Annotated in this window: 19 protein-coding genes; all 19 read left to right on the top strand. The window is 72.1% G+C overall.

Going from position 1 to position 23,456, the window contains the following annotated elements:
* Positions 1 to 8: 8 nt before the first annotated feature.
* The gene (locus B1L11_RS36930; RefSeq protein WP_256863210.1) at positions 9 to 965 is read left to right on the top strand and encodes an ABC transporter permease; all 957 of its coding nucleotides are present in this window, start codon (positions 9 to 11) and stop codon (positions 963 to 965) included.
* Positions 962 to 1,783, top strand: coding sequence for an ABC transporter permease (locus tag B1L11_RS36925; RefSeq protein ID WP_079319913.1), 822 nt, complete (start codon positions 962 to 964; stop codon positions 1,781 to 1,783). Before B1L11_RS36930 ends, B1L11_RS36925 begins: the two co-directional genes overlap by 4 nt.
* Positions 1,780 to 3,426: an ABC transporter ATP-binding protein gene (locus tag B1L11_RS36920; RefSeq protein WP_179155497.1), complete on the top strand. Its 1,647-nt coding sequence runs from the start codon at positions 1,780 to 1,782 to the stop codon at positions 3,424 to 3,426. Before B1L11_RS36925 ends, B1L11_RS36920 begins: the two co-directional genes overlap by 4 nt.
* The gene (locus B1L11_RS36915; RefSeq protein WP_079319912.1) at positions 3,417 to 4,445 is read left to right on the top strand and encodes an LLM class flavin-dependent oxidoreductase; all 1,029 of its coding nucleotides are present in this window, start codon (positions 3,417 to 3,419) and stop codon (positions 4,443 to 4,445) included. The genes B1L11_RS36920 and B1L11_RS36915 overlap by 10 nt, the downstream gene beginning before the upstream one ends.
* Positions 4,438 to 4,824, top strand: coding sequence for a TIGR03618 family F420-dependent PPOX class oxidoreductase (locus B1L11_RS36910; RefSeq protein WP_079319911.1), 387 nt, complete (start codon positions 4,438 to 4,440; stop codon positions 4,822 to 4,824). Before B1L11_RS36915 ends, B1L11_RS36910 begins: the two co-directional genes overlap by 8 nt.
* A 3-nt stretch (positions 4,825 to 4,827) precedes the next feature.
* Positions 4,828 to 6,810: an LLM class flavin-dependent oxidoreductase gene (locus tag B1L11_RS54320; RefSeq protein ID WP_218671532.1), complete on the top strand. Its 1,983-nt coding sequence runs from the start codon at positions 4,828 to 4,830 to the stop codon at positions 6,808 to 6,810.
* 366 nt (positions 6,811 to 7,176) lie between these two features.
* Complete coding sequence (locus tag B1L11_RS36900; protein ID WP_079319909.1) at positions 7,177 to 8,406, top strand: acyl-CoA dehydrogenase family protein; 1,230 nt, start codon at positions 7,177 to 7,179, stop codon at positions 8,404 to 8,406.
* Between the two features lie 15 nt (positions 8,407 to 8,421).
* Positions 8,422 to 9,699 carry an NtaA/DmoA family FMN-dependent monooxygenase gene (locus B1L11_RS36895; RefSeq protein ID WP_079319908.1) on the top strand — a complete coding sequence of 426 codons (1,278 nt, stop codon included), beginning with the start codon at positions 8,422 to 8,424 and terminating at the stop codon, positions 9,697 to 9,699.
* 66 nt (positions 9,700 to 9,765) lie between these two features.
* Positions 9,766 to 10,827 carry an LLM class flavin-dependent oxidoreductase gene (locus B1L11_RS36890; RefSeq protein WP_179155496.1) on the top strand — a complete coding sequence of 354 codons (1,062 nt, stop codon included), beginning with the start codon at positions 9,766 to 9,768 and terminating at the stop codon, positions 10,825 to 10,827.
* 21 nt (positions 10,828 to 10,848) lie between these two features.
* Positions 10,849 to 12,465: an ABC transporter substrate-binding protein gene (locus tag B1L11_RS36885; protein ID WP_079319906.1), complete on the top strand. Its 1,617-nt coding sequence runs from the start codon at positions 10,849 to 10,851 to the stop codon at positions 12,463 to 12,465.
* Positions 12,466 to 12,480: 15 nt separating this feature from the next.
* A complete protein-coding gene (locus tag B1L11_RS36880; RefSeq protein ID WP_143737809.1) occupies positions 12,481 to 13,431 on the top strand; it encodes an ABC transporter permease in 951 nt (316 codons plus the stop codon).
* Between the two features lie 7 nt (positions 13,432 to 13,438).
* Positions 13,439 to 14,341: an ABC transporter permease gene (locus B1L11_RS36875; protein WP_079319905.1), complete on the top strand. Its 903-nt coding sequence runs from the start codon at positions 13,439 to 13,441 to the stop codon at positions 14,339 to 14,341.
* Entirely contained in the window at positions 14,338 to 16,113 is a 1,776-nt protein-coding gene (locus B1L11_RS36870; protein ID WP_079319904.1) for an ABC transporter ATP-binding protein, read from the top strand. The genes B1L11_RS36875 and B1L11_RS36870 overlap by 4 nt, the downstream gene beginning before the upstream one ends.
* The gene (locus tag B1L11_RS36865; RefSeq protein WP_079319903.1) at positions 16,110 to 16,616 is read left to right on the top strand and encodes a flavin reductase family protein; all 507 of its coding nucleotides are present in this window, start codon (positions 16,110 to 16,112) and stop codon (positions 16,614 to 16,616) included. The genes B1L11_RS36870 and B1L11_RS36865 overlap by 4 nt, the downstream gene beginning before the upstream one ends.
* A gap of 391 nt (positions 16,617 to 17,007) precedes the next feature.
* Positions 17,008 to 18,246: an acyl-CoA dehydrogenase family protein gene (locus B1L11_RS36860; protein WP_079319902.1), complete on the top strand. Its 1,239-nt coding sequence runs from the start codon at positions 17,008 to 17,010 to the stop codon at positions 18,244 to 18,246.
* Between the two features lie 15 nt (positions 18,247 to 18,261).
* Entirely contained in the window at positions 18,262 to 19,650 is a 1,389-nt protein-coding gene (locus B1L11_RS36855) for an LLM class flavin-dependent oxidoreductase (RefSeq protein ID WP_079319901.1), read from the top strand.
* Positions 19,647 to 20,792, top strand: coding sequence for an LLM class flavin-dependent oxidoreductase (locus B1L11_RS36850; protein ID WP_079319900.1), 1,146 nt, complete (start codon positions 19,647 to 19,649; stop codon positions 20,790 to 20,792). The genes B1L11_RS36855 and B1L11_RS36850 overlap by 4 nt, the downstream gene beginning before the upstream one ends.
* An 8-nt stretch (positions 20,793 to 20,800) precedes the next feature.
* The gene (locus tag B1L11_RS36845) at positions 20,801 to 22,651 is read left to right on the top strand and encodes an ABC transporter substrate-binding protein (protein WP_218671531.1); all 1,851 of its coding nucleotides are present in this window, start codon (positions 20,801 to 20,803) and stop codon (positions 22,649 to 22,651) included.
* Between the two features lie 10 nt (positions 22,652 to 22,661).
* On the top strand, positions 22,662 to 23,456 hold a 795-nt coding region (locus B1L11_RS36840), incomplete at its 3' end, for an ABC transporter ATP-binding protein (protein ID WP_143737808.1).

Below are 23,456 nucleotides of genomic sequence, written 5' to 3'. Positions count from 1 at the left end.
GGCGGCCCATGATGGTCCGCTACCTGGCCGGGCGGCTGCTGCAGGCGCTGCTGGTCGTCTGGGCCGCGTTCACCGTCGCCTTCGTCGTGCTGCGGCTGCTCCCAGGAGACCCGGTCGCGCTCATGCTGAGCGGGCGCAACGGCTTCGAGGCCGTCTCCGCCGAGGAGGTCGCCCGAGTGCGGGCCGAGCTCGGGCTCGACCGCCCCGCCGTGGTGCAGTATCTGTCCGCGCTGGGCGCCGCCCTGCGCGGCGACTTCGGCCGGTCGATCCAGACAGGCCGCCCGGTCTCCGAGATGATCGCCGAGGCGCTTCCCCCCACGCTGCAGATCGGCACGATCGCCCTGGCCCTGTCGCTCTCGGCCGGGACGGCGCTCGGCGTCCTCGGCAACCTCCCCGGGTCGCGGTTCGCGAGGCAGGTGCTGCGCTCGGTGCCCTCGCTGAGCATTTCGCTGCCGTCGTTCTGGGTCGGCCTGGCGCTCATCCAACTGCTGTCCCTGCGCTGGCCGGTGTTCCCGTCGCTCGGCGGCTCCGGCCTCGCCTCCGCCGTGCTGCCCGCCTGCACCCTGGCCGTCCCCGGCACCGCGATGGTGGCTCAGATGCTGGGCAAGAGCCTGCACGCCACGCTGCGCGAACCGTACGCGGACACGATCCGGGCCACCGGCGCGGGCCGCACCAGGCTGCTGCTCGGCCACGGGCTGCGCAACGCCGCCCTCCCCGCGGTGACCGTGGTCGGCCTGCTCGCCGGCAACCTGATCGGCGGCGCGGTCGTGGTCGAGACCGTCTTCTCCCGCCCGGGCGTCGGGCGGGTCACCCAGTTCGCGGTCGCGACCCAGGACCTCCCAGTGGTGCAAGGCGTCGTGGCGGTCGCCTCGGTCGCGTTCGCCGCCGTCAACCTGGCGGTCGACCTCCTCTACCCGGTGCTCGACCCGCGGATCCGCATCACGGGAAGGCGGGCGGCGGCATGACCCGCGTGGCCCGTTACTCCGCCGCGCATCCGGGAGCGGTGCTGTCGATCCTCGTGCTGCTGGTCGTGCTCGGCTGGACGCTGGCGCCAGGCCTGTTCACCGGGCGCAGCCCCATCGAAGGGATCACCACGCAACGGCTGCTGCCGCCGAGCGCCGACCACCTCTTCGGCACCGACCAGCTCGGCCGCGACGTGTACGCGCGGGTCGTCCACGGCGCGTCTCCGTCGCTGCGCGCGGCGGTCTCCGCGATCGGCGTCGCCCTGCTGGCGGGGGGCGCCCTCGGCCTGTTCGCCGGGTTCTTCGGCGGCTGGGCGGAGACCGCGATCATGCGCGTCGTGGAGGTGGCGCTGTCCATCCCGCCCGTGCTGCTGTCCCTGCTGATCATCAGCGCGCTGGGGTTCGGCACGCTCAACATCGCGATCGCGGTCGGAGCGGTGAGCGTCGCGGGCTTCGCGCGGGTGATGCGCGCCGAGGTCCTGCGCGTGCGTACGGCCGCCTACGTGGAGGCGGCCGTGCTGTGCGGCGCCCGCTGGTGGCGGATCCTGCTGCGCTACGTGCTGCCGTCGGCCGCGGGGCCGGTGCTCGCGCTGGCCGCGCTGGACTTCGGGCTGGTCGTGCTCGCCGTCTCGTCCCTGAGCTTCCTCGGCTACGGCCAGCCGCCCCCCGCGCCGGAGTGGGGGGCGCTGATCGCGGGCGGGCGCGACTACCTCGCGTCCGCGTGGTGGCTGACCACGCTGCCCGGCCTCACCGTCGCCGCGGTCGTGCTGGCCGCCAACCGGCTGTCGCGCGTTCTGGAGACCGACAGGAGCACGCCGTGACCGAACCGTCCCAGCGGGATCCGTTGCTGGTCGTCAGGGGCCTGCGCGTGTCCTACCGTACGCCCGCGGGCCGGGCCGCCGCGCTCGACGGGCTCGACCTGGACGTCCACCCCGGCCAGATCACCGCCGTGGTCGGCGAGTCCGGTTCGGGCAAGACCACCGCCGCGCACGCGCTCGTCGGGCTGCTGCCGGAAGGAGGCGTGGTCGAGTCGGGCAGCGTCCGCTTCCAGGGCGAGGAGCTGACCGGGCTGCCGGAGAAGGGCTGGCGGGACATCAGAGGGCGCCGTATCGCCCTGATCCCGCAGGATCCGGCGACCGCGCTCGATCCCGTCCAGCCCGTGGGCAGGCAGGTGGCGGCGGTCCTGCGGGTGCACCGGCTGGCGACCCGGGCCCAGGCGCGGGCGCGGGCGGTGGAACTGCTCGCCGAGGCCGGACTGCGCGACGCCGCGACCACGGCCCGCCAGTATCCGCACGAGCTGTCGGGAGGCATGCGGCAGCGGGTGCTCATCGCGATCGCGATGGCGGCGCGGCCGCGCCTGCTGATCGCCGACGAGCCGACCTCCGCTCTCGACGTCACGGTCGAGCGGCGCATCCTCGACCACCTCGACCACGTCGTCGCCACGACGGGAGCCGCAATGCTGCTCATCACCCACGACCTGGGCGTCGTCGCCGACCGTGCCCAGCACGTCGTGGTGATGTCGAAGGGCAGGACGGTCGAGGCCGGCCGAACCGGACAGATCAGGAGCGGTCCCCGCGATGCCTACACCAGGCGGTTGCTGGCCGACGTTCCCGCGCTGACGGGCAGGCGCCTCGCGCCCGCGCCGCCGGAGGCGGCCGTGCTGCTCAGCGTCCGCGGGCTCGGCAAGAGCTTCCCGATACGCACCGGCCCGCTCCGGCGGCGGGGCACCAGGAACGCGGTCGACGGCGTGGACTTCGACATCCCCATGGGGACCACGCTCGGCCTGGTCGGCGAATCCGGGTCGGGCAAGACGACGACGGCCAGGATGATCCTGGGCCTGGAACGGCCGACGGCGGGCAGCGTGCGCTTCGCGGGCGAGGACGTCACCGCCGTCCGGGGCGAGGCCCTGCGGCGGCTGCGGCGCCGGGTCCAGCTCGTCTACCAGAACCCCTACACCTCGCTGCATCCCCGCTTCACGGTCGAGGACCTGCTGACCGAGCCGATGCGCAATCACGGAGTGGGCGACCCGGCCGGCCGGGCGGCGACCGTACGCGCGCTGCTGGACGACGTCGCCCTGCCCGCCTCGCTCGCCCGGCGCCGGGCCGGGGAGCTGTCCGGCGGCCAGCGGCAGCGCGTCGCCATCGCCCGCGCCCTGTCCCTGAACCCGGACCTGCTGGTGTGCGACGAGCCGGTCTCCGCCCTCGACGTGACCGTGCAGGCCCAGATCCTGGAGCTCTTGGCCAGGCTGCAGCGCGAGCGTGGTCTGAGCTACCTGTTCATCTCCCACGACCTGGCCGTCGTACGCCAGGTCAGTCACAGGATCGCGGTCATGCGCGGCGGCCGGATCGTCGAGCAGGGCGACACGGAGCAGGTCTTCAGCAGCCCGCGGCACCCCTACACCAGGGAGTTGCTCGCCGCGATTCCCGGTTTCCGGACACAGACGGAGGAACCCCAATGGAGTTAGGTCTCATCACCTTCGGCAGCCTGCTGCCGGACCCGCGCACGGGCGCACGGCTGTCCCAGCGGGAACGGCTGCGCGACGTCGTACGGGCCGCGGTCGCCGCCGAGGAGCTCGGCTTCGCCTGGTACACGGTGGGGGAGCACCACTTCGGCGAGCGCGACGTGATCCCTTCGCCCGTCGTGGTCCTGGCCGCGATCGCCGAGCGCACCTCCTCCATCCGGCTCGCGACCGGAACCACCCTGGTGGCCAACCGGGATCCGGTGCTCGTCGCCGAGGACTACGCCCTCCTCGACCTGCTCTCCGGCGGCCGTCTGGAACTCATCGCCGGGGGCTCGTTCTTTCCCGAGCCCTACGCGGTCTTCGGCCAGGAGCCGGAGAGCAAGGCCGCGCGCAAGCGGGAGAACGTCGAGCTGCTCCTGCGGCTGTGGACCGAGGACCGGGTGAGCTGGACGGGCCGGTTCCGGCCCCCGTTGCACGAGGTCCGCCTGCAGCCCCGCCTGCTGCAGGAGCGGCCGCCACTGTGGATCAGCGGCGGGACCGGGCTGGAGTCCGTGCATCTCGCGGTGGACAACGGGCTGCCGATGGTGATCGGCACCACCGCCCGTCCGCCCGCCGACTTCGTGCCCGTGTTCGACGCCTACCGCGCGCTGTGGCGCGAGCGGGGCCGTACAGAGACGCCCGGCCGGCTCGGCGCCGCCAGCCACGCCTTCGTCGCCAGGACCTCGCAGCAGGCGCGGGCGGTCTGGCGCGACCACATCGCCAACTACCTCAGCGCGCCGCACGCACACCGCCGCCTGGAGTTCGACGAGTACGTGGGGGAGGACGGGCCCGCTCTGTGCGGCAGCCCGGCGGAGGTGGTCGACAAGCTGGGACGGCTGCGCGAGGCGTGGGGGCACGACCTGCACCTGCTGGCCGTCGACCTGGGCGGCATCCCCTACGCCGAGGTGCAGCGGGCCACGGAGCTGATCGCCTCCGAGGTCCTCCCGCAGGTGGCGCAGGCGCCGGAGGCCGCGCGTGCTTGACGACGACGTACGGGAGCTGGCCATGGCCCGCACGCTCGCGCTGTTCACCACGCTCATGCCGGGCGGGGAGCCGCAGAGCAGCCTGGTCTGGCCGCACGCCGACCGGGAACACCTGCTGGTCGGCACCAACACCACGCGGCAGAAGTACCGCAACGTCGTCGCGGACCCGCGCGTCGGCCTGCTGCTCCTCGACTCCGCCAACCCGCGCCGCTACATCGAGGTGCGCGCCGTCGTCGTCGCCGTCGAGAACGGCGAGAGCGCCCTGCGCCTGGCGCGCACCACGTTCGAGAAGTGGACGGGCGATCCCACGCCACGGGCCGCCGAAGGAGAGCGCGTGCTGTTGCGGCTGCGACCGAACCACATCCACAGGAAGGACTGAGTGGTGCCTGCACCCGTCTCCATCCCGCCCCTGGTCGACGCCGCGTGGGTCGAGAGCCACCCGGAGGCCGTGCCGGCGGACGTGCGCTGGTATCTCGACGGCCGCAGCGGCCGTGAGGCCTACCTCCGGGGTCACCTCCCGGGTGCCGTCTGGGTCGACGTCGACACCGTGCTGTCCGGCCCGCCCACCCGGGCCGGGGGCCGGCATCCCATCCCGTCCGCCGAGGACTTCGCCCGCGCGCTCGGCGGCCTCGGCATCGGCGAGGACGACGTCGTCGTCGCCTACGACGACAACGGCGGCGCCTACGCCGCGCGGCTGGTGTGGCTGCTGCGCCGCCTCGGTTTCCCGGCGGCCCTGCTCGACGGCGGCCTGACCGGGTGGACCCCGCTGGAGCGCGGCGAGGTGATCCGGCCCCCGGTCACCCGGAGGGCCGTGCAGTGGCCGGAGGGGATGTTCCTGTCCGCCGGTCAGGTGGAGCGCATGGCCTCCTCCGGGTCCGGGGTGGTGCTCGACGCCCGCGCGCCGGGCCGCTACGCGGGCGTCGACGTGCTGCCCGGCGAGCCCCGCGCGGGCCACGTCCCCGGCGCGGTCAGCGCTCCCTGGACGGGGAACCTGACGGCGGACGGCGTCTTCCTGCCGCCGGAGCGCCTTCGGCTGCGCTACCGGGAGCTCGGCGTGGACGGCGACACCGAGGTGGCCGTCTACTGCGGCAGCGGCGTGACCGCCTGCCATGACCTGCTGGCGCTCGAGCTCATCGGCGCGGGCGCGGCAGCGCTTTACCCGGGCTCCTGGTCCGCCTGGTCGGCGGACCCGCGGCGGCCCGTCGTACGCGGGGGGCCGGCCGTGGCCGCAGGACAAGGAGGAGGCACGGGCATGAGTACGCACCACCGGCTGCGCTTCGGCGCGGGAGGGGCCGTCGGCGGCCTGTCGGCAGGCCAGACGCTCGACCTCGCGCAGAGCGCCGACGAGCTGGGCTACGACCTGTTCACCTTGAGCGACCACCTGCACGGCGGCCGTCCCAGCCTGGAGCCGCTGACCGCGCTGTCCTGGATCGCCGCCCGCACCAGGACCATCGAGGTCGGCACCAACGTGCTCGGGCTGCCCTACCGCGAGCCCCCCGTCGTGGCCAAGACCGCCGAGACGGTCGACCGGCTGTCGGGCGGGCGGCTGGTTCTCGGCCTCGGGGGCGGCGGCTTCGACCACGAGTTCGCCGCGTTCGGGCTCGCCGGGCGCAGTCCGGGACAGAAGGTCGCGGCGTTGCGCGAGGCGATCGGGATCATCCGCGGGCTGTGGACGGGGGAGCCGGTCTCGTTCGACGGCGACCACTACACGGTCCGGGACGCGGTCATCGCCCCGGCCGCCCGGCGGCCCATCCCGATCTGGCTCGGCTCCTACGGCCCGCGCTCGCTTGCGCTCACCGGGGAGCTGGCCGACGGATGGCTGCCTCGCTCGGGCGGATCTCCCTGGCCCAGGCCGTCGCCATGCGCCGCGCCGTACGCCGGGCGGCGCGGGGCGCCGGGCGCGACCCCGACTCGATCACGTGCGCCTGCAACGTCCGGGTCCTCGTCGATCCCTCCAGGCCGCCGACCCCGGAGTTCGTCACCGGCGGCGTCTCCGCGGTGGTGGACCAGCTCACCGGCATCGTCGCGGCGGGCTTCACCTCCCTGCTGCTCGCCCTGCCGAGCGTGCGTGAGCAGGAGTTCTTCGCCCGGGAGATCATCCCGCAGGTGCGCGAGCGGGCCGCGGAACTCGGCCCAGGACCCGTCGACTCCGACCTCGCCGGCACCGAGACGGCGCCCGGGGAGGGCCGCACGAGGTAGGAGATCGTGCCCGCGTGAGCGGAACCGGCCGGCGTGCCCGTGCGGGGCACGCCGGCCTTTCGCATTCCGGTGTGCCCCGCTTTCGCATTCCGGCGGCATCGAGGCCGCCGACGTCGAGATCGTCTCGATACGCGAGACATGGTTGCTAAACCGACAATGCATGTAGGAAATTAAGGATATGTCCGGATCTGTCGCCCTGACTGTCCGCCGCGTGGTCGACTACATGCGCGTGACCAGCAACCGCTGTCGCTGACGGCCGTCGAATCACCGCACCACACACCACCGCGGCGTCCGGCAGCCGCATGTCCCGGCCGGCCGGTCACCATCCGGCTCCCGGCGCCCTTCCCCATCCCGTACGAGGCTTCGCGCCCGCCGACACGTCCGCACGGCGACGTCCGGACGCCGCCGGGCCGGCCTCGGCTGCTTCGCCCTGCCCTGCGGCTTCCGCCTGACCGGGGCGACCACTACTCCGTGACACCGGAGAGGCCCGGGCCGTACACGGCTGCCCGGCCTCCGACACGAAAGATGGCACATGTCTGGTTCTACGTCTTCGCTTCGGCATGCGACCGCGGACATCGAGGAGCTGCGCGAGCGGTTCCGCCCGGTCTTCGAGAAGATCGCCGAAGGCAACCTGGACCGCGAGAAGGGGCGGGTCTTCCCCTACGAGCAGGTCAGATGGCTGATCGACGCGCGTTTCGGCGCCGTCCGCATCCCCCGCGAGCTGGGCGGGTTCGGCGCGTCGCTCTGGCAGACCTTCGACCTGCTGCGTGAGCTCGGCGCCGCCGACCCGAACGTCGCCCATGTGTGGCGCAACCACCTGGCGTTCGTGGAGGACCGGCTGAACGCCCCGCGTTCGGCGGCGACGGACGCCTGGATCGAGAGGTTCCTCGACGGCGAGTTCGTCGGCGGCGGCTGGACCGAGGCCAACAACGGGACGTACGCCAACATCCAGACGAAGCTCGTCCCCGAGGGCGACCACTGGCTCCTGACCGGGGCGAAGTACTACGCCACCGGCAGCCTGTACGCCGACTGGCTGGACGTGCTCGCCGTCAACCCCGACGGGGTGCCCACCACGGCGCTGGTGAAGGCGGACCAGCCCGGCGTGAGCCTGGTGGACGACTGGAGGGGATTCGGCCAGAAGACCACCGCGAGCGGCAGCGCGAACTACTCGCGGGCCCGGGTGGAGAGCGACCACATCTTCCCCGCCACCGACCGCTTCGCCTACCAGGGGCTCTTCTACCAGACCGCGCTGCTGGCGATCCTCGCCGGCATCACGCAGGCGACGCTGCGCGACGGCATCGCGGCGCTGAAGGCCCGCAAGCGCAACTACGGGCACGGCCTCGCCCAGAGCGCCGGCGACGACCCCCAGCTGCTGCAGGTCGTCGGCAAGGTGTCCGCCGACGCGTTCGGCGCGCAGGCCGCGCTGTCGGCCTCGACCGCCACGCTGGACGAGATCGCCCACGCCCGCATCGCCGGCGACGAGGAGGCGGTGAAGCGGGCGCTTCTCGACGGGCACGTCGCCACCACGCGCGCCCAACTGGTGATCATCGAGGCGGCGCTGCGGGCCACGACCATCGTGTTCGACGCCCTGGGCTCCTCCGGTGTCTCCGAGGACCTGCTGCTCGACCGGCACTGGCGCAACGCCCGCACCCTCGCCTCGCACAACCCGCGCGTCTACAAGGAACGCATCCTGGGCGACTGGCACGTGAACGACGCCGACCCGGCCAAGGTCTACGCGATCTCCGCCGGTCAGAGCGAGTAGACGAGAGGTTCATCGATGTCCGACGTACGCACGGGTCACGTCATCCTCGGGGTCAACGTCCTGGTGCTGGGCTACCTGCCGGCCGCGTGGCAGTCAGACCTCCTCCACAAGCACTCCTTCGTCGACGCCGACTACTGGAACACGATCGGCCGGGTGGCCGAGCGGGCCACCCTGGACGCCGTCTTCCTGGCCGACGCGCCGGCGCTCGGGAACCCGTCCTACGACGCCAACGCCGGCCGCCTGGAGCCCACGGTCAACTGGAGTCACGTCGCCGCGGCGACCGAGCGCGTCGGCCTGATCGCCACCGCCTCGACCACCCTGAACGATCCCTTCGACCTGGCCCAGCGCCTGCTGTCCCTCGACTACCTGTCCGGCGGGCGGGCCGGATGGAACATCGTCACGACGCGCGACGCGTCGGCCGCCCGCAACTTCGGCCTCCCGGAGATCCCCGCGCGGGACGACAGGTACGACCGGGCGGCGGAGTTCGTCGACCTCGTCCTCGCGCTGTGGGAGTCGGCGCGGACCGGCGAGGAGGTGCGCCACCACGGCGAGTTCTTCGACCTCGAGGGACGGCTCCGGGTGCCCCCGTCCAAGCAGGGCCACCCGGTGCTGCTCCAGGCCGGCGGCTCGCCCAAGGGCCGGGCGCTCGCCGGCAGGCGGGCCGAAGGGGTGTTCGCCGCCGAGCTCACCAAGGAGGGGGCGATCACGCACTACCGCGAGGTGAAGCGGTACGCCGCCGACGCCGGCCGCTCGCCCGACTCCGTCAAGATCCTGCCCGGCCTCCTGCTCAGCCTCGGCAGCACCGAGGAGGAGGCCAGGCGCCGCAGCGACGAGCTCCACGACCTCGGCCCGGCGTCCTACTCCGTCCAGTGGCTCTCACAGGCGATCGGATACGACGTCTCGCGGCTCGACCTCGACGCGAAGTTCCCCGAAGAGGTCCTCGCCGCGATCGTCGACCCCGCCTCCTCGGGAGGCAGCATCGGCTTCCGGCAGTCCATCTACGAACAGATCCGCAGGACCGATCCGACCGTACGCGAGTACCTGCGGCAGACCAGGTACACCGGGTCGGGGCACAGCGGGTTCGTCGGCACCCCCGAGCAGCTCGTGGACCACATCGAGGACTGGTATCGGTCAGGCGCGGTCGACGGGTTCAACCTCCAGCCCGACGTCCTCATCGACGGCCTCGAAGTGATCGCCGACGAGGTCGTCCCGCTCCTGCGCAAGCGCGGCCTCTTCCGCCACGAATACACGACCGACACTCTCCGCGGGCATTTCCGGGCCGCCTCGGCCTGAGCCCTGCCGGCTCACGACCACATGCCGGCACTCGACCACATCGGCACATCACCAGAGAGACCCCACATGGGTGACAGCACCACCACAGAAACCTCCACCTACCTGGCCATCGGGCTCGGGGGAGACCACCTGGCCGCGCTGATCGCGGATCCCCGGCAGGCCTCCCCGCTCGACGGCACGGGCGCGGCGTTCGTCGCCGCGGGCATCGACAGGATCGACGGCTCGGCGCCCGCCGGCGTGACCGTGGAGCCCACGGTCGCCGCCGCGTTCCTCGCCGCGCACGCGCCGGGAACGGCGTTCCTGGCGGCGGCCGCCCCGCACCGCGACCATCCGTACAACCTGGCGCGCCGGGTCGCCTCCCTCGACCACCTGTCCGGAGGCAGGTCCGGCCTGATCCTCGGCGTCCGCGACGGCTACGCGCCGGGGGACACGGCGTGGGGCGGCGCCGGGCTGACCGAGGGGGCGCCCCTGGGCGTCGGCACCACCCGCGACGTGGCCGTGGCCGTACAGAAGCTCTGGCAGAGCTGGCCGCAGGAGTCGATCGTCGCCGACCGCGAGAGCCGGATCTTCGCGCGGGCCGAGCAGATCGTGCACGTCGACCACCGAGGGGTGTTCGACGTCGCCGGGCCGCTCACCGTGCCGTCCACCGCGCAGGGCTCTCCCGTCCTGGCCTGGTACGCGGACTCCGTTCCCGAGGTGGCGGCGGCGGGGGAGGTGGCCGACCTGGTCGTGCTCGCCGACGCCGATCCGATCCTGCTCGGGCAGGCCGTCGCCGCGCTCGACGCGGCCCCGTCGTCGCGGTTCGCCGCCGACGGCCGTCGTCCGCTGCTGTTCGTCCAGGTGGCCGTGACCCGCGGGCGCGCCGCCGACGTCGTCGGGCGGGCCGAGTCGGTGGCCGCCCGCCCGGGAGTGGACGGCATCCTCCTGCGGCCGGACGCGGGCGTGGACGTCGCAGAGGTCGTCGGCGAGATCGTCCCCCGCCTCGCGGCCCTGGGTGCCGTACGCGCATCGGAGGGGCCGACGCTGCGCGACCGTCTGGCCCTGCCGGAGCCCGCCCGTCTTCTCGCCGGAGCCCGCCCGGTCTTCCCGGCCCCGGAGCCCCAGCCCGCGCCTCAGCCCGCGCTCTAGCCGGTGCTCGAAAGGAACGTCATGAAATTCGTCAAGCACGCCCGGTCGGCGGTCGTGGGCGCGGTCGCACTCCTGACCGCCCTGGCTCTGGCCGCCTGCGGCGGCGGCGCGAACGGCGGAACCGCCGCCGGAGGGCCGCAGGGGAGCGGGACGCCCAAGGCGGGCGGCACGCTCGTGAGCGGCCTGTATCTCGAACCTCTCGCCCTCGACCCGCACCGGCAGGGCTACTGGGAGACCTACCGGGTGTCGAGCAACATCTTCGAGGGCCTGGTCAAGGAGGACCTGTCCGACTCGAAGGGGCCGACGAAGCTCCTCCCGGCCCTCGCCACGGACTGGAAGGCGTCCGACGGCGGCAAGAAGTGGACATTCACCCTGCGCGGCGGCGTGAAGTTCCACGACGGCTCCGACTTCACCGCGGAGTCCGTGGACAAGAACGTCCGCCGGATCTCCGACCCCGCGTACGAGTTCTACGACAAGACCAGCGCGGCCAGGCTCGCGGCCTGGTTCGGCGACCTCGTGAAGGGCCGGGTGGTCGACGACCACACCTACGAGTTCGAGTTCTCCAAGCCCTTCCTCGGGTTCCCGAGGATCCTCGCCCAGTCGATGAGCACCCTCACCATCGGCAATCCGGCGACCTGGGAGAAGTACGGCAACGACGGATTCGCCGACCACCCCAGCGGCACCGGGCCGTACACGTTCGTCTCCCGGACGATCGGGGACCGGATCGTGCTGAAGAGGAACCCGAACTACTGGGGCCCCAAGCCCTACCTGGACGAGCTCGTCTTCCGCGTCATCCCGAACAACCAGACACGGCTGGCGACGCTGCTCAGCGGCGAGGCCGACATCATCAGCTACGTCCAGCCCGAGGACGTGAGCACGCTGGAGTCCCGGGGCTTCCAGGTGCCGGAGGGGCACGGCGCGGCCTTCCTCTACTTCACCTTCAACTTCAAGAACAAGGCCTTCCAGGACAAGCGCGTACGGCAGGCGGTCATCCAGGGCATCGACCGCGACCAGCTCGCGAAGGAGGTGTACAACGGCAACGCGATCCCGCTGCACTCCCTGGAGCCGCCGGGCAACGAGGCCTACGACCCGGACGCGCGTGACTTCGACTACGACCCCGAGGCGGCCAAGGCCCTGCTGAAGGAGGCCGGCTACGGCGAGGGCGGGCTGAGCTTCACCATCGTCGCCGACGTCGCCAATCAGAACCTGGCCGAGTGGCTGCAGAGCCGGCTCAAGGGCATCGGGGTGAACGTCAAGGTCGTCACCCTCGACCGCCCGAGCTACGTCGCCCGCGCGTTCGGCAAGCCGGAGCCGGACGACGGCCTGAGCATCGACGAGTACGGCGGCAGCTACGCCGAATGGCTCTACCAGGTCTACTACACGAACATCGCGGTCAAGGGCCTCGTCCCTGCGGACTTCCCCGAGATCACCAAGGCCCTGGACAAGGCGCGGTACGCCACGGACCAGGACAAGCGGATCGAGCTGTGGAAGGAGGCCGACAAGAAGGCGCGCGAAGGCGCGATCGCCATTCCGGCGGTGTCGCTGACCAGGTACTACGCCCTGGGCCCGAACGTGCGGGGCTTCGTGTACGCGGCCACCAACTGGTATGACCTGACCAAGGTCTGGCTGGCCGGCTGAGGCCCGATCACGGCGATGGGAACCGTCAAGCACATCCTGTGGCGATCGCTGAACATCGTCCCGGTGCTCCTCGTGGTGTCGGCCCTGACCTTCCTGGTCGGCCGGCTGACACCCGGGGACCCCATCGAGGCGCAGTTCGCGCGGGACCACACACCGGAGCAGGTCGAGGCCATCCGCGCGTCGTACGGCCTCACCCTCCCCCTGTGGCAGCAGTACGTGAAGTGGGTGAAGGACCTGTTCACGGCGGGCGGCGGGATGTCGATCGTGCAGAACCAGCCGGTCTTCGACATCCTCCTGCCGAATTTCGCCAACACCCTGATCCTGACCGCGGCCGGCGTCGTGATCTGCGCCGTCCTGGGCGTGGTCATCGGCGTGGTGGCGGGGACCAACCACCGCGGGTTCCTGGACCGCTTCGCGATGCTGTTCGTCCAGACCGGCAGCAACCTGTCGGTCTACTGGTTCGGGCTGATCCTCATCTGGATCTTCTCCCTGCGGCTGGGCTGGCTCCCGGCGAGCGGCATGGAGTCGAGAAACGGCGGCGGCTTCGGCGACCTGCTGGCCCATCTGGTGCTGCCGGGCCTGTCGGCCGCGTTGATCTCGACGCTCGTGCTCGCCAGGTTCACCCGGCTCGGCATCATCCAGGAGTCGCACAGCGACTACGTCCGCACGTTCGCCTCGCAGGGGGTGCCGCGCCGGCGGCTCGTCGCCAAGCACATCGGGCGCAACATCCTCCCGGCCGTGGTGAACATCATCGGCCTGGAGATCGGCACCCTGATCACGGGCGTGATCTTCGTGGAGAGCGTGTTCAACTGGCCCGGCATCGGCACCCAGCTCGTGAACGCGGTCAACGGGAAGGACTACCCGCTCATCCAGGGCGGCGTGATCCTCGTGGCGCTCTGCTATCTCCTGGTCAACCTGCTCACCGACATCACGGTGGACGCTCTCAACCCACGGCTGAGGAGGTAGTCCGGCAGTGGTTCTCACCGCAACTCCCGTCACCCGGTCGCCGAACCCGCTCAAGGGGACGGCGCCGCGCCGGCGACGCTCCCGGCTGCGCGTGAACGCGCAGGTGACGCTCGCGCTGCTGGTCATCGGCGGCTTCGTCCTCGTCGGCCTGCTCGCCCCCGTGCTGGCGCCGTACGACCCCGACCTGGCGGACGGCGGCGTCAAATACCTGGGGGTCGGCGCGCCGGGGCATCTCCTGGGCACCGACGAGCTGGGCCGCGACATCCTCAGCCGGCTGATCTGGGGAGGGCGCACCTCGCTGGTCGTCGCGCTCGCGGCGTCGCTGTCGTCGACCGTCGCCGGCAGCGTGCTCGCACTCGTCGCCGGCTTCTCGGGCGACCGGGCCGCCGGCCTGATCATGCGGACGGTGGACATCATGTTCGCCTTCCCGGTGATCATCATCGCGCTGGTCCTCGCGGTGATCCTCGGTCCCGGCACGCCCGTGGTCGTCCTGTCGATCGTGTTCTCCGCCGTCCCGTACGTCACCCGGGTGGTCTTCGCGGAGGTGAAGCTCCAGCGCGGCCGCGAGTACGTCGAGGCCGCGCGGTCGCTTGGAGCGGGGTTCTTCTCGATCCTGTTCCGCGAGGTGCTGCCGAACGTGCTCGCCCAGATCGTGGTGTACGGCACCGGCCTCGTCGGCGGGATGATCGTGTTCTCCTCCAGCCTCAGCGCGCTGGGCATCGGCGTGCAGCCGCCGACGGCGGACTGGGGCCGGATGATCTCCGAGGGCGCCAAGGTCATCATCAGCGGGAACGTGTATCCCGCGCTGCTGCCGGGGCTCGTGGTCCTCGTCGTGGCCCTGGCCTTCAACTGGCTCGGGGACGGCCTGCGCGACGTCTTCGACCCCCGACGAAGGAGGGCGGGACGATGACCGGCGCACTGCTGAGCGTGCGGGAGCTGTCGGTCGAGTTCGGGCGCGGACCGGCGGCCGAGCGTGTGGTGGACGAGGTCACCTTCGACGTCCGGCCCGGCGAGACGTTCGCGATCGTCGGTGAGTCCGGCGCCGGGAAGAGCCTGACGGCCTCGGCGATCCTGGGCCTGCTGCCAGATGACGCCGTGGTGACGTCGGGGTCGATCTCCCTCCACGGCGAGGAGGTGCTCACCGCCACCCGGTCGTCGGTCACCAGGTTCCGCGGTTCGAAGATCGGCATGATCTTCCAGAACCCCTTGGCCTCCCTCGACCCGTCGTTCCGGATCGGCAACCAGCTCAAGGAGATCATCGGGCTGCACCGCCCGGCCGCGACGAAGCGGGAGCGGCACGAGATCGCCGAGACGTGGCTGCGCAACGTGGGGATCGACGACGCGGCCCGGGTGCTGTCCGCCTACCCCCACGAGCTCAGCGGGGGAATGCGGCAGCGCGTGATGATCGCGCTCGCGAGCCTGTCCGGCCCGGCCCTGCTGATCGCGGACGAGCCGACCACCGCGCTCGACGCGGTCGTGCAGAAGCAGATCCTCGACCTGCTCAGGAGCGTGTCCGAAGAGACGGGAGGCTCGCTGCTGCTCATCACCCACGACTTCGGGGTGGTCTCGTACGCCGCCGACCGGGTCGCGGTGATGAAGGACGGCCGGATCGTCGAGCAGGACCGGCGCGACCGCGTGCTCACCGCGCCGGCCGACGCCTACACCCGGTCGCTGATCCGGGCGGTCCCGGAGATCGGGGCACGGTTCCGGCTGGCCGAGCGCGGCCTGCCCCGCCGCCTCGGCCCCGCGGGCGGGGACCGCCGCCCGGCGAGCGCGGACGGCGGAGACGGCACGGCGGTCACGGCCACCGGGCCCCGCGACGATGACCGGGACGCCCGGCCCCCGCTGGTGACCCTGCGGAACGTGAGCAAGGAGTTCGTGGTCGGCGGCCTGGGCACCGGGCAGCGCAAGCGGCGCTTCAGGGCCGTCGGCGACGTGTCGCTGCACATCGAGCGGGGCGAGGTCTTCGGTCTCATCGGGGAGTCCGGCTCCGGCAAGTCGACGCTGTCGCGGTTGATCGGCGGCCTGCTGCGGGCGGACGCGGGTGAGATCGTCTTCGACGGCCGGGACATCGCGCGGCTGCCGAAGGCGGAGCTGCGGCGGCTGCGGCCGCGGTTCCAGTTCGTGTTCCAGGACGCGACGAGCTCCCTGAACCCCCGGGTGCCCGTCGGCGAACAGATCAGCCGTCCGCTCCTGCGGTTCGGCAAGGCTGCCTCGCGCGCCGCGGGCCGGGCCAAGGCGGCCGAGGCGCTCGACCTCGTCGGGCTCCCGTCCTCCTATCTGCACCGGTATCCGCACGAGCTGTCCGGCGGGCAGCGGCAGCGGATCGGCATCGCCCGCGCGCTCGCGCTGGAGCCGGACCTGCTGATCCTCGACGAGCCGACGTCGGCGCTGGACGTGTCCACGCAGGCGAACATCCTCAACCTGCTGCTGGACCTGAGGGAAGAGCTCGATCTCACCTACCTGTTCATCGGCCACAACCTGGCGGTCGTCGAGTTCCTGTGCGACCGCGTCGGAGTCCTGGAGCAGGGAGTCCTCCTCGAGACCTTCCGCGCCGGGGAGCTGTCCGCCGCGGGCCGTCACCCGGTGACCAGGGCGCTGCTCGACGCGGTGCTCCCGATGAGATTCACAGACGAGTCAGGCACACGCGGCCGGGCGGCCGCGGGAAAGGCGGACCCATGACCGAGACGTTGCGGGGCCCGGCGGTGGACGGCGGGCTGTTCCGGCGGGCGCTGGCGGCGCACGCGGCCGGGGTGGTGGTCATCACGGCGCAGAACGAGGGGGTCCCGGCAGGGCTGACGGCGACGTCGTTCTCCTCGGTCAGCCTCGCGCCGCCGCTGGTCTCCTTCTACGTGGACCAGGGCTCCAGCACCTGGCCGTCGATGCGGCCGGCCGACCACTTCGCGGTGAACGTGCTGGCCGGCGACCAGGGCGAGCTGGCGGCCAGGTTCGCGCGCAAGGGCGCCGACCGGTTCGCCCCGCCCACCCGGTGGCGTCCCGGAGCGTTCGGGGCGCCCCTGCTCGCGGACGCGTCGGCGCACCTGATCTGCCGGCCCCACTCGGCGACCGACATCGGCGACCACGTGCTGGTGGTGGGCCTGGTCGTCGAGGCGACGGTGCACGGCGCCGACGGTCCGCTGTTGTATCACCAGGGCCGGTTCGGCAGTTTCGTCCCGCACGACTGACCACAAGGTCTCTTGCGCCGAATGCCGGATTCTGCTAATTTCCTACTATGTCTGTAGGGAAAGTCTTGATTGCGCGGCACCACGTCGACCTCGCTCGGCTCGCCGCCAGCCTCTGTCGCCAGTCCTGACCTCTCCCGCCCCCGCCGGGCGACGGTGCCCGGCGCGCGTTCCCTACGTCCCCTCGCGGCACCGCCCGTTCTCGACGGCTGCCCGCACCTGTTGCCCCTGTCTTCTGCCGCGGTGCGAGACCGCCCGGCCGCTCGTCCCCGCGCGAGCGCCGTGACCGCGCTCTGACCCCGCGCCTTCACCCGCACCGTGCCCCCGAAGCGCGCCGGCTCTCCGCGTACGGCACGGCTGCCCTGCCTCCCCACGCACGACCGCAAGGAATCCCATGAGTCTCATCGACCAGATACGCCCGCGTTCCGGCTCGGGCCGCTTCGAGGAATGGCGCGAGGCGGCCCTCAAGACGGCCGACCGGCTGCGCGCCGACGCCGCCGAGCGCGACATCGCCGGCGCCGACCCCGTCGCCGAGGTCGACCTGCTGCGCAGGTCCGGCCTGCTCGCCGTCCACCTCCCCGAGGAGCTGGGCGGGGGCGGCGCGACCTACGAGGAGGTCCTCAGGATCGTGCGCGTCCTCGCCACGGCCGACACCTCGATCGCCCAGCTCGCGGCCTTCCACTTCCTGGGCAGCCGGGCCGGGCTCGGCGGCGGGCGCGCGCTTGCCGAGCGCTGGGCGAAGGGGATCGTCGAGGAGGGCTGGTTCGTGGCGGCCGTCGCCCAGGCCGCGTACGAGCCGCTGGTCGTGGCCACGCCGGACGGCGACGGCTTCCTGCTGACCGGTTCCAAGCCGTTCACCAGCGGCGCGGCGGTGGCGGACACGCTGATCGTCTGGGTGCGGTTCGGCGAGGGCGCGGTGGTCGGCGGCGTGGACGTGTCGGGGCTCGTCGGCCAGTTCGCGGTCCGCTCGCCGGCCGAGGGCATCGAGTTCCACGGCGACTGGGACAACTTCGGCCAGCGGCTGACGGTCAGCGGCGGCACGACCCTCCGCGACGTCCGCGTGACGGCCGGCGACCTGCTCGGCTACACGCACCCGGACACCCCTCCGACGCCGCAGGAGACGCTCCAGGTCCCGCAGGGGCAGCTCGCCTACGGCAACCTCTACCTGGGCGCGGCTCTCGGCGCCCTGCAGGAGGCGCTGGAGTACACCCGGACCAGATCCCGGCCGTGGCTCACCTCCGGCGCCGCCGCGGCGACCGAGGATCCCCTCGTGGTCGAGCGGTACGGCCGGCTGTGGGTCCTGGCCGAGTCGGCGGTGGCGCTCGCCGACAAGGCGGGGGAGCTGCTCCAGGCGGCGATCGACCGTGGCGGAGACCTCACCGAGGAGGAGCGCGGCCGGGCGGCCGTAGCCGCCTACCAGTCCAAGGTCCACTCGACCGAGGTGGCGCTCGAGGTCACCTCGCGGATCTTCGAGCTGACCGGGGCCCGTTCGACCGCCCGCGCGTACGGGCTGGACCGCCACTGGCGCAACGTACGGACGCACACGCTGCACGACCCCGCGCACTACAAGCTGCTGGAGATCGGCCACTTCGCCCTCAACGGCCGGTCGCCCGAGCCGACCTACTACTCCTGAAGGCGCGGAACGGAAATGAGTCAGTATCCCAAGCGCCTCATCCTCAACGGCTTCGCCATGACCGTGGTGGGTCACGTGTCCGCCGGGCTGTGGCGGCATCCGAGCGACCGGGCGAGCGAATACACCACGCTGTCGTACTGGACCGACCTCGCCAGGCTCCTGGAGTCGGGCGGGTTCGACGCGCTGTTCCTCGCCGACGCCCTCGGCCACCTCGACGTCTTCGGCGGCACGCCCGACGCGTCGCTGCGCAACGCGGCGCAGTCGCCGGTGAACGACCCGCTGCTGCTGGTGTCGGCGATGGCGGCGGCGACCCGGCACCTCGGCTTCGGCATCACCGTCTCGACGACGTACGAGCAGCCGTACCTGCTGGCGCGCAAGTTCACCACCCTCGACCACCTCACCGAGGGACGCATCGCCTGGAACGTGGTCACCTCGGTGCTGGACAGCGCCGCGCGCAACCTCGGCCTCGACCGGCAGATCGCGCACGACGAGCGGTACGACCGCGCGCAGGAGTTCCTCGACGTCACCTACAAGCTGTGGGAGGGGTCGTGGGAGGACGACGCGGTCGTCCGCGACCGCGAGCGCGGCGTCTACACCGACCCGGCCAAGGTGCATCCCATCGGGCACAAGGGGCGCTACTACACCGTGCCCGGCCCACACCTGTCCGAGCCGTCCCCGCAACGGACCCCGGTCATCTTCCAGGCCGGGACGTCTCCCCGGGGCCGGGAGTTCGCCGCACGCAACGCCGAGGTGGTCTTCCTCGGCGGGACGAACGCGGCGTCGATCCGCCGGGCGGTCACCGACATCAAGGAGCGCGCCGCCGCGCTCGGGCGCCGCCCCGAGTCCGTCAAGTTCATCACGTCGGTGACCGTCGTCACCGGCCCGGACGACGAGTCGGCGCGGCGCAAGTACGAGGACTACCTCTCCTACACCAGCGTCGAGGCCGCGCTGGCCCTGTTCTCCGCCTGGACCGGGGTCGACTGGTCACGCTACGACCTGGACCATCCGCTGGAGTACATCGAGACCGACGCCGGGCGCTCGGCCCTGGCCACGCTCACCGGCATCGACGCCGACCGCAGGTGGACGCTGAGGGACATCGCCGAATACATCGGCGTCGGCGGCATCCACCCCAAGATCGTGGGCGGGCCGCGCACGGTGGCCGACCGGCTCGAGTCGTTCGCCGACGAGGCCGGCGTCGACGGGTACAACCTCGGCTACGCCGTCAGCCCCGGCACGTTCGAGGACTTCATCGAGTACGTCGTCCCCGAGCTGCGCCGCAGGGGCCTGGTGCGGGAGGCGTACCCACCCGGGGTCCTCCGGGAGAAACTTCAGGGCGCCGGCAGGCGCAGGCTCGGCGACGACCACCCCGGCGCCGCCTTCCGACGCGTGGAGGTGCCGGCATGACTCTCCGGATCCACTGGTATCTGCCCACCAACGGCGACAACCGCGACATCGTCGGCTCCGGCGACCGCTCGGAGAAGACGCTCGGCGCCGTCGCCGACGGCTTCCGGGCGCCGAGCGTCGACTACCTCGGCCAGATCGCCCGGTCGGCGGAGCAGCTCGGCTACGAGGCCGTGCTCACCCCCACCGGCCTGTGGTGCGAGGACGCGTGGATTACCACGGCCGCGCTGACCCAGGTGACGAAACGGCTGAAGTTCCTGGTCGCGTTCCGGCCCGGGCTGGTCTCGCCCACCCTCGCCGCGCACCAGGCCGCCACGTTCCAGCGGGTCTCCGGCGGCCGCCTGCTGCTCAACGTCGTGACCGGCGGGGACTCCGCCGAGCAGCGGCGTTTCGGCGACCAGCTGGACCACGACCAGCGCTACGCCCGCACCGACGAGTTCCTCGCGGTGCTGCGCGGAGTCACCGGCCTGCCGCCGGGAAAGACGTTCAGCTTCGCGGGCGAGCACTTCCGGATCGAGGACGCGCGCGTCGACGCCGGACCCTGGGGACGCCCGGAGATCTTCTTCGGCGGCGCGAGCCCGGCCGCGGAGCGGGTGGCGGCCCGGCAGGCCGACGTCTACCTCGCCTGGGGCGAACGGCCCGACCAGATCGCCGAGCGCCTCGAGCGGATGCGCAAACTCGCCGCGGCCGAGGGCCGCGAGCTGCGCTTCGGCATCCGGCTGCACGTCATCAGCAGGGACACCTCCGCGCAGGCGTGGGCGGAGGCCGACCGGCTGCTGTCGAGGATCACCCCCGAGCGGATCGCCGCGCTGCAGAAGGACTTCGCGAACAGCGAGTCGGTGGGCCAGCGGCGCATGTACGAACTCCACGGCGGCGACCCGGGCAGGCTCGAGGTCTATCCGAACCTGTGGGCCGGTTACGGCCTGGTGCGCGGTGGCGCGGGCACCGCCCTGGTCGGCAGCCACGAGGAGGTCGCCGAGCGCATCGAGGAGTACCACGCGCTCGGCCTGGACCACTTCATCCTCTCCGGCCAGCCCCACCTGGAGGAGGCGTACTGGTTCGCCGAGGGCGCCGGCGCCGTGCTCCGGTCCCGGGGGCTGCTGGCGTCCCCGGCGGCGGACGACCCCGCCCGCCCGACTCCGTGAAGAACTCCGTGCGAAAGACGACCATCATGAAGAAGACGCCCCGCGAACGCCGGCCGCTCCTGTCCCTGCTCGCCGCGTCCGCATGCGCCGCCCTGCTGGCCGCCTGCGCCGGCCCGGTTCCGCCGGAGAACCCCGGCGCGAACGGCGGCACGGGCGGCGGCGCGAGTGACGCGGCGGGCGGCGGAGCCCCCGCCGCCGGCGGCACGCTGCGCATCGCGTCGCTGCAGTCCGACCTCGACGCGCTCGACCCCCTCACCGGGTACAGCACCGACTCCTGGGAGATCATCCGCGCGCTCACCCGCCAGCTCGTCACCTACCCGGGCAGCGCCAAGGACATCAAGGACGACACCACGCTCGTGCCCGACCTGGCCAAGTCGTGGGACGTGAGCAAGGACGGCAAGACCTACACCTTCCACCTGCGCGACGGCATCAGATACTCGGGCTCGTCCACCCGCGAGATCGTGGCCGGCGACTTCGTCTACGCGATCAAGCGGTTCTGCGACCCGAACAAGCAGGTCGCCGCCATCAACTACTTCCAGCTCGCCTTCTCCGGCTTCCGCGACTACTGCGAGAAGTTCGCCAAGGTGCCGCCGGGAGACCCGGCCAAATCGAAGGCGTTCATCGACAGCCACGACATCCCGGGCGTCTCCGCGCCCGACGACAAGACGCTGGTGCTGCGCTCGGACACGAAGAACTACGACTTCCTCAGCATCCTGTCGATGAACTTCGTGTCGCCGCTGCCGGAGGAGGTCGCCGCCAAGTACGTCGGCGACTCGCTGGAGTTCCGCAAGAACTACCCCTCCAGCGGGCCCTACCAGATCGCCTCGTACGAGCCGGGACGCAGCCTGGTGCTGAAGAAGGTCCCCGGCTACGACCACGCGGGCGACCCGGCGCGCAAGGCGTACGTCGACGAGATCGTCGTGGACTTCACCACCAACAGCGAGGACGCGGTGGTGCAGAAGATCCAGTCCGGCGACGCCGACCTGTCGCTCTACCTCGACGTGCCGCCGCTGTCGACGATCCAGCAGTACCAGGCGAGCAACAGCCCCTACCTGCACTCCTCCGACAGCGGGGCGGCCAACTTCATCACGATCAACGCCCGCCCGGAGGCGACCTCGCCCGGCGCCGAGGCGCTGCGCAAGCTCAAGGTGCGGCAGGCCCTGGCGTACGCCGTGAACAAGGCCAACCTCGTGCAGGCGCAGGGCGGCAAGATCGCGGCCAGGCCCCTGGGGCAGATCATCACCTCGACGATCCTCGGCCACCAGGACTTCGACCCGTACCCGACGCCGGGCAACGCCGGCGACCCCGCGAAGGCCAAGCAGTTGCTCGCCGAGGCCGGCTATCCGAACGGGCTCAAACTCGACGCCGTCTACCGCGTCAACGCGCAGTTCGAGACGATCGCCGTCACGCTCAAGGCCGACCTCGCGAAGGCCGGGATCGAGCTGAACCTCATCCCCGTCCCGCCCGCCCAGTCCAGCGCGTACCTGCAGGACCCGAAGAGCCGCTGGGACGTGTTCCTGAGCGCGTCCTTCGCGCCCGACTGGCAGGGGCCGAGCACGCGGATGCTGCTCGGGGGCTGGCTCGACTCCGACGCCGCGCCCTGCGGCACCGGCAACGTCCACGCCATCTGCTACGACAACCCGGAGCTGAACAAGCTGGCGGCGAAGGCGTTCCCCTCCGACGACCCGGGGCCCATCTGGGCCGAGGCCGACAGGCTGGTCTCCGCCGACCTCCCGTGGATCCCGCTGTTCGAGAAGCGCAAGGTCGCGATCACCTCCGACCGGGTGCGCAACTGGACCTGGTCGTCGCTGGCGACCCAGGCCGACATCACCAACATCGCCGTCGGCCCGGCACGTTAGGAAGCCGTCAATGGCCCTGTTCTCCGTGGAGGATCTGCGCGTCACGTTCGGGCGGCGCGGACGGACGACCACCGCGGTCCGCGGCGTGTCGTTCGCCGTGGAGCCCGGCAGGACGCTGGCGCTGGTCGGCGAGTCGGGCTCCGGCAAGAGCGTCTCGCTGCTGGGCGCGACCGGGCTGCTGCCGAGCCGGGCCGAGGTGCGGGGAAGCGCCCTGTTCCGCGGCGCGGACCTCACCCGGCTGTCCCCGGCTCGGTTGCGGGCGATCAGAGGCAGGCACATCGGGTTCGTCTTCCAGGACCCGCTGAGCAACCTGCATCCGCTCAAGACCATCGGCGCCCAGATCGGCGAGGCCGTCACGGCCCACGAGCGGGTGGGGCGGGCGGCGCTGCGCCGGCGCGTGCTCGACCTGCTCGGCGAGGTGGGCATCAAGGACCCGGAACGCCGGATCGACGACCACCCCCACCAGTTCTCCGGGGGCATGCGCCAGCGCGCCATGATCGCCATGGCGATCGCGCTGAACCCGGAGCTGATCATCGCCGACGAGCCGACCACGGCGCTCGACGTCACCGTGCAGGCGTCGATCCTGAGACTGCTGCGGCGGCTCCAGGAGGCGCACGGCACCGCGCTGATCTTCGTCAGCCACGACCTGGCCGTGGTGTCCGACATCGCCGACGACGTCGTCGTCATGCGCGACGGCGAGGTGGTCGAGGCCGCGCCGGCGGCGGAGCTCTACGCCGCCCCGCGGCACGCGTACACGCGCGCGCTGCTCGGCGCGGCCAGGCACGGGGCGGGCGCTCGGTACGGG

Source organism: Microbispora sp. GKU 823 (assembly GCF_002027145.1).
Classification (GTDB): domain Bacteria; phylum Actinomycetota; class Actinomycetes; order Streptosporangiales; family Streptosporangiaceae; genus Microbispora; species Microbispora siamensis.
Note: the sequence above shows the minus strand (reverse complement) of the source record. Positions and strands in the feature narration are given on the sequence as shown.

Bases quoted from the DNA above. Each gene is read 5' to 3' on its own strand.
- B1L11_RS36930 (WP_256863210.1), top strand. From the start codon at position 9: ATGATGGTCCGCTACCTGGCCGGGCGGCTGCTGCAGGCGCTGCTGGTC.
- B1L11_RS36925 (WP_079319913.1), top strand. From the start codon at position 962: ATGACCCGCGTGGCCCGTTACTCCGCCGCGCATCCGGGAGCGGTGCTG.
- B1L11_RS36915 (WP_079319912.1), top strand. From the start codon at position 3,417: ATGGAGTTAGGTCTCATCACCTTCGGCAGCCTGCTGCCGGACCCGCGC.
- B1L11_RS36900 (WP_079319909.1), top strand. From the start codon at position 7,177: ATGTCTGGTTCTACGTCTTCGCTTCGGCATGCGACCGCGGACATCGAG.
- B1L11_RS36895 (WP_079319908.1), top strand. From the start codon at position 8,422: ATGTCCGACGTACGCACGGGTCACGTCATCCTCGGGGTCAACGTCCTG.
- B1L11_RS36890 (WP_179155496.1), top strand. From the start codon at position 9,766: ATGGGTGACAGCACCACCACAGAAACCTCCACCTACCTGGCCATCGGG.
- B1L11_RS36885 (WP_079319906.1), top strand. From the start codon at position 10,849: ATGAAATTCGTCAAGCACGCCCGGTCGGCGGTCGTGGGCGCGGTCGCA.
- B1L11_RS36880 (WP_143737809.1), top strand. From the start codon at position 12,481: ATGGGAACCGTCAAGCACATCCTGTGGCGATCGCTGAACATCGTCCCG.
- B1L11_RS36870 (WP_079319904.1), top strand. From the start codon at position 14,338: ATGACCGGCGCACTGCTGAGCGTGCGGGAGCTGTCGGTCGAGTTCGGG.
- B1L11_RS36865 (WP_079319903.1), top strand. From the start codon at position 16,110: ATGACCGAGACGTTGCGGGGCCCGGCGGTGGACGGCGGGCTGTTCCGG.
- B1L11_RS36860 (WP_079319902.1), top strand. From the start codon at position 17,008: ATGAGTCTCATCGACCAGATACGCCCGCGTTCCGGCTCGGGCCGCTTC.
- B1L11_RS36855 (WP_079319901.1), top strand. From the start codon at position 18,262: ATGAGTCAGTATCCCAAGCGCCTCATCCTCAACGGCTTCGCCATGACC.
- B1L11_RS36850 (WP_079319900.1), top strand. From the start codon at position 19,647: ATGACTCTCCGGATCCACTGGTATCTGCCCACCAACGGCGACAACCGC.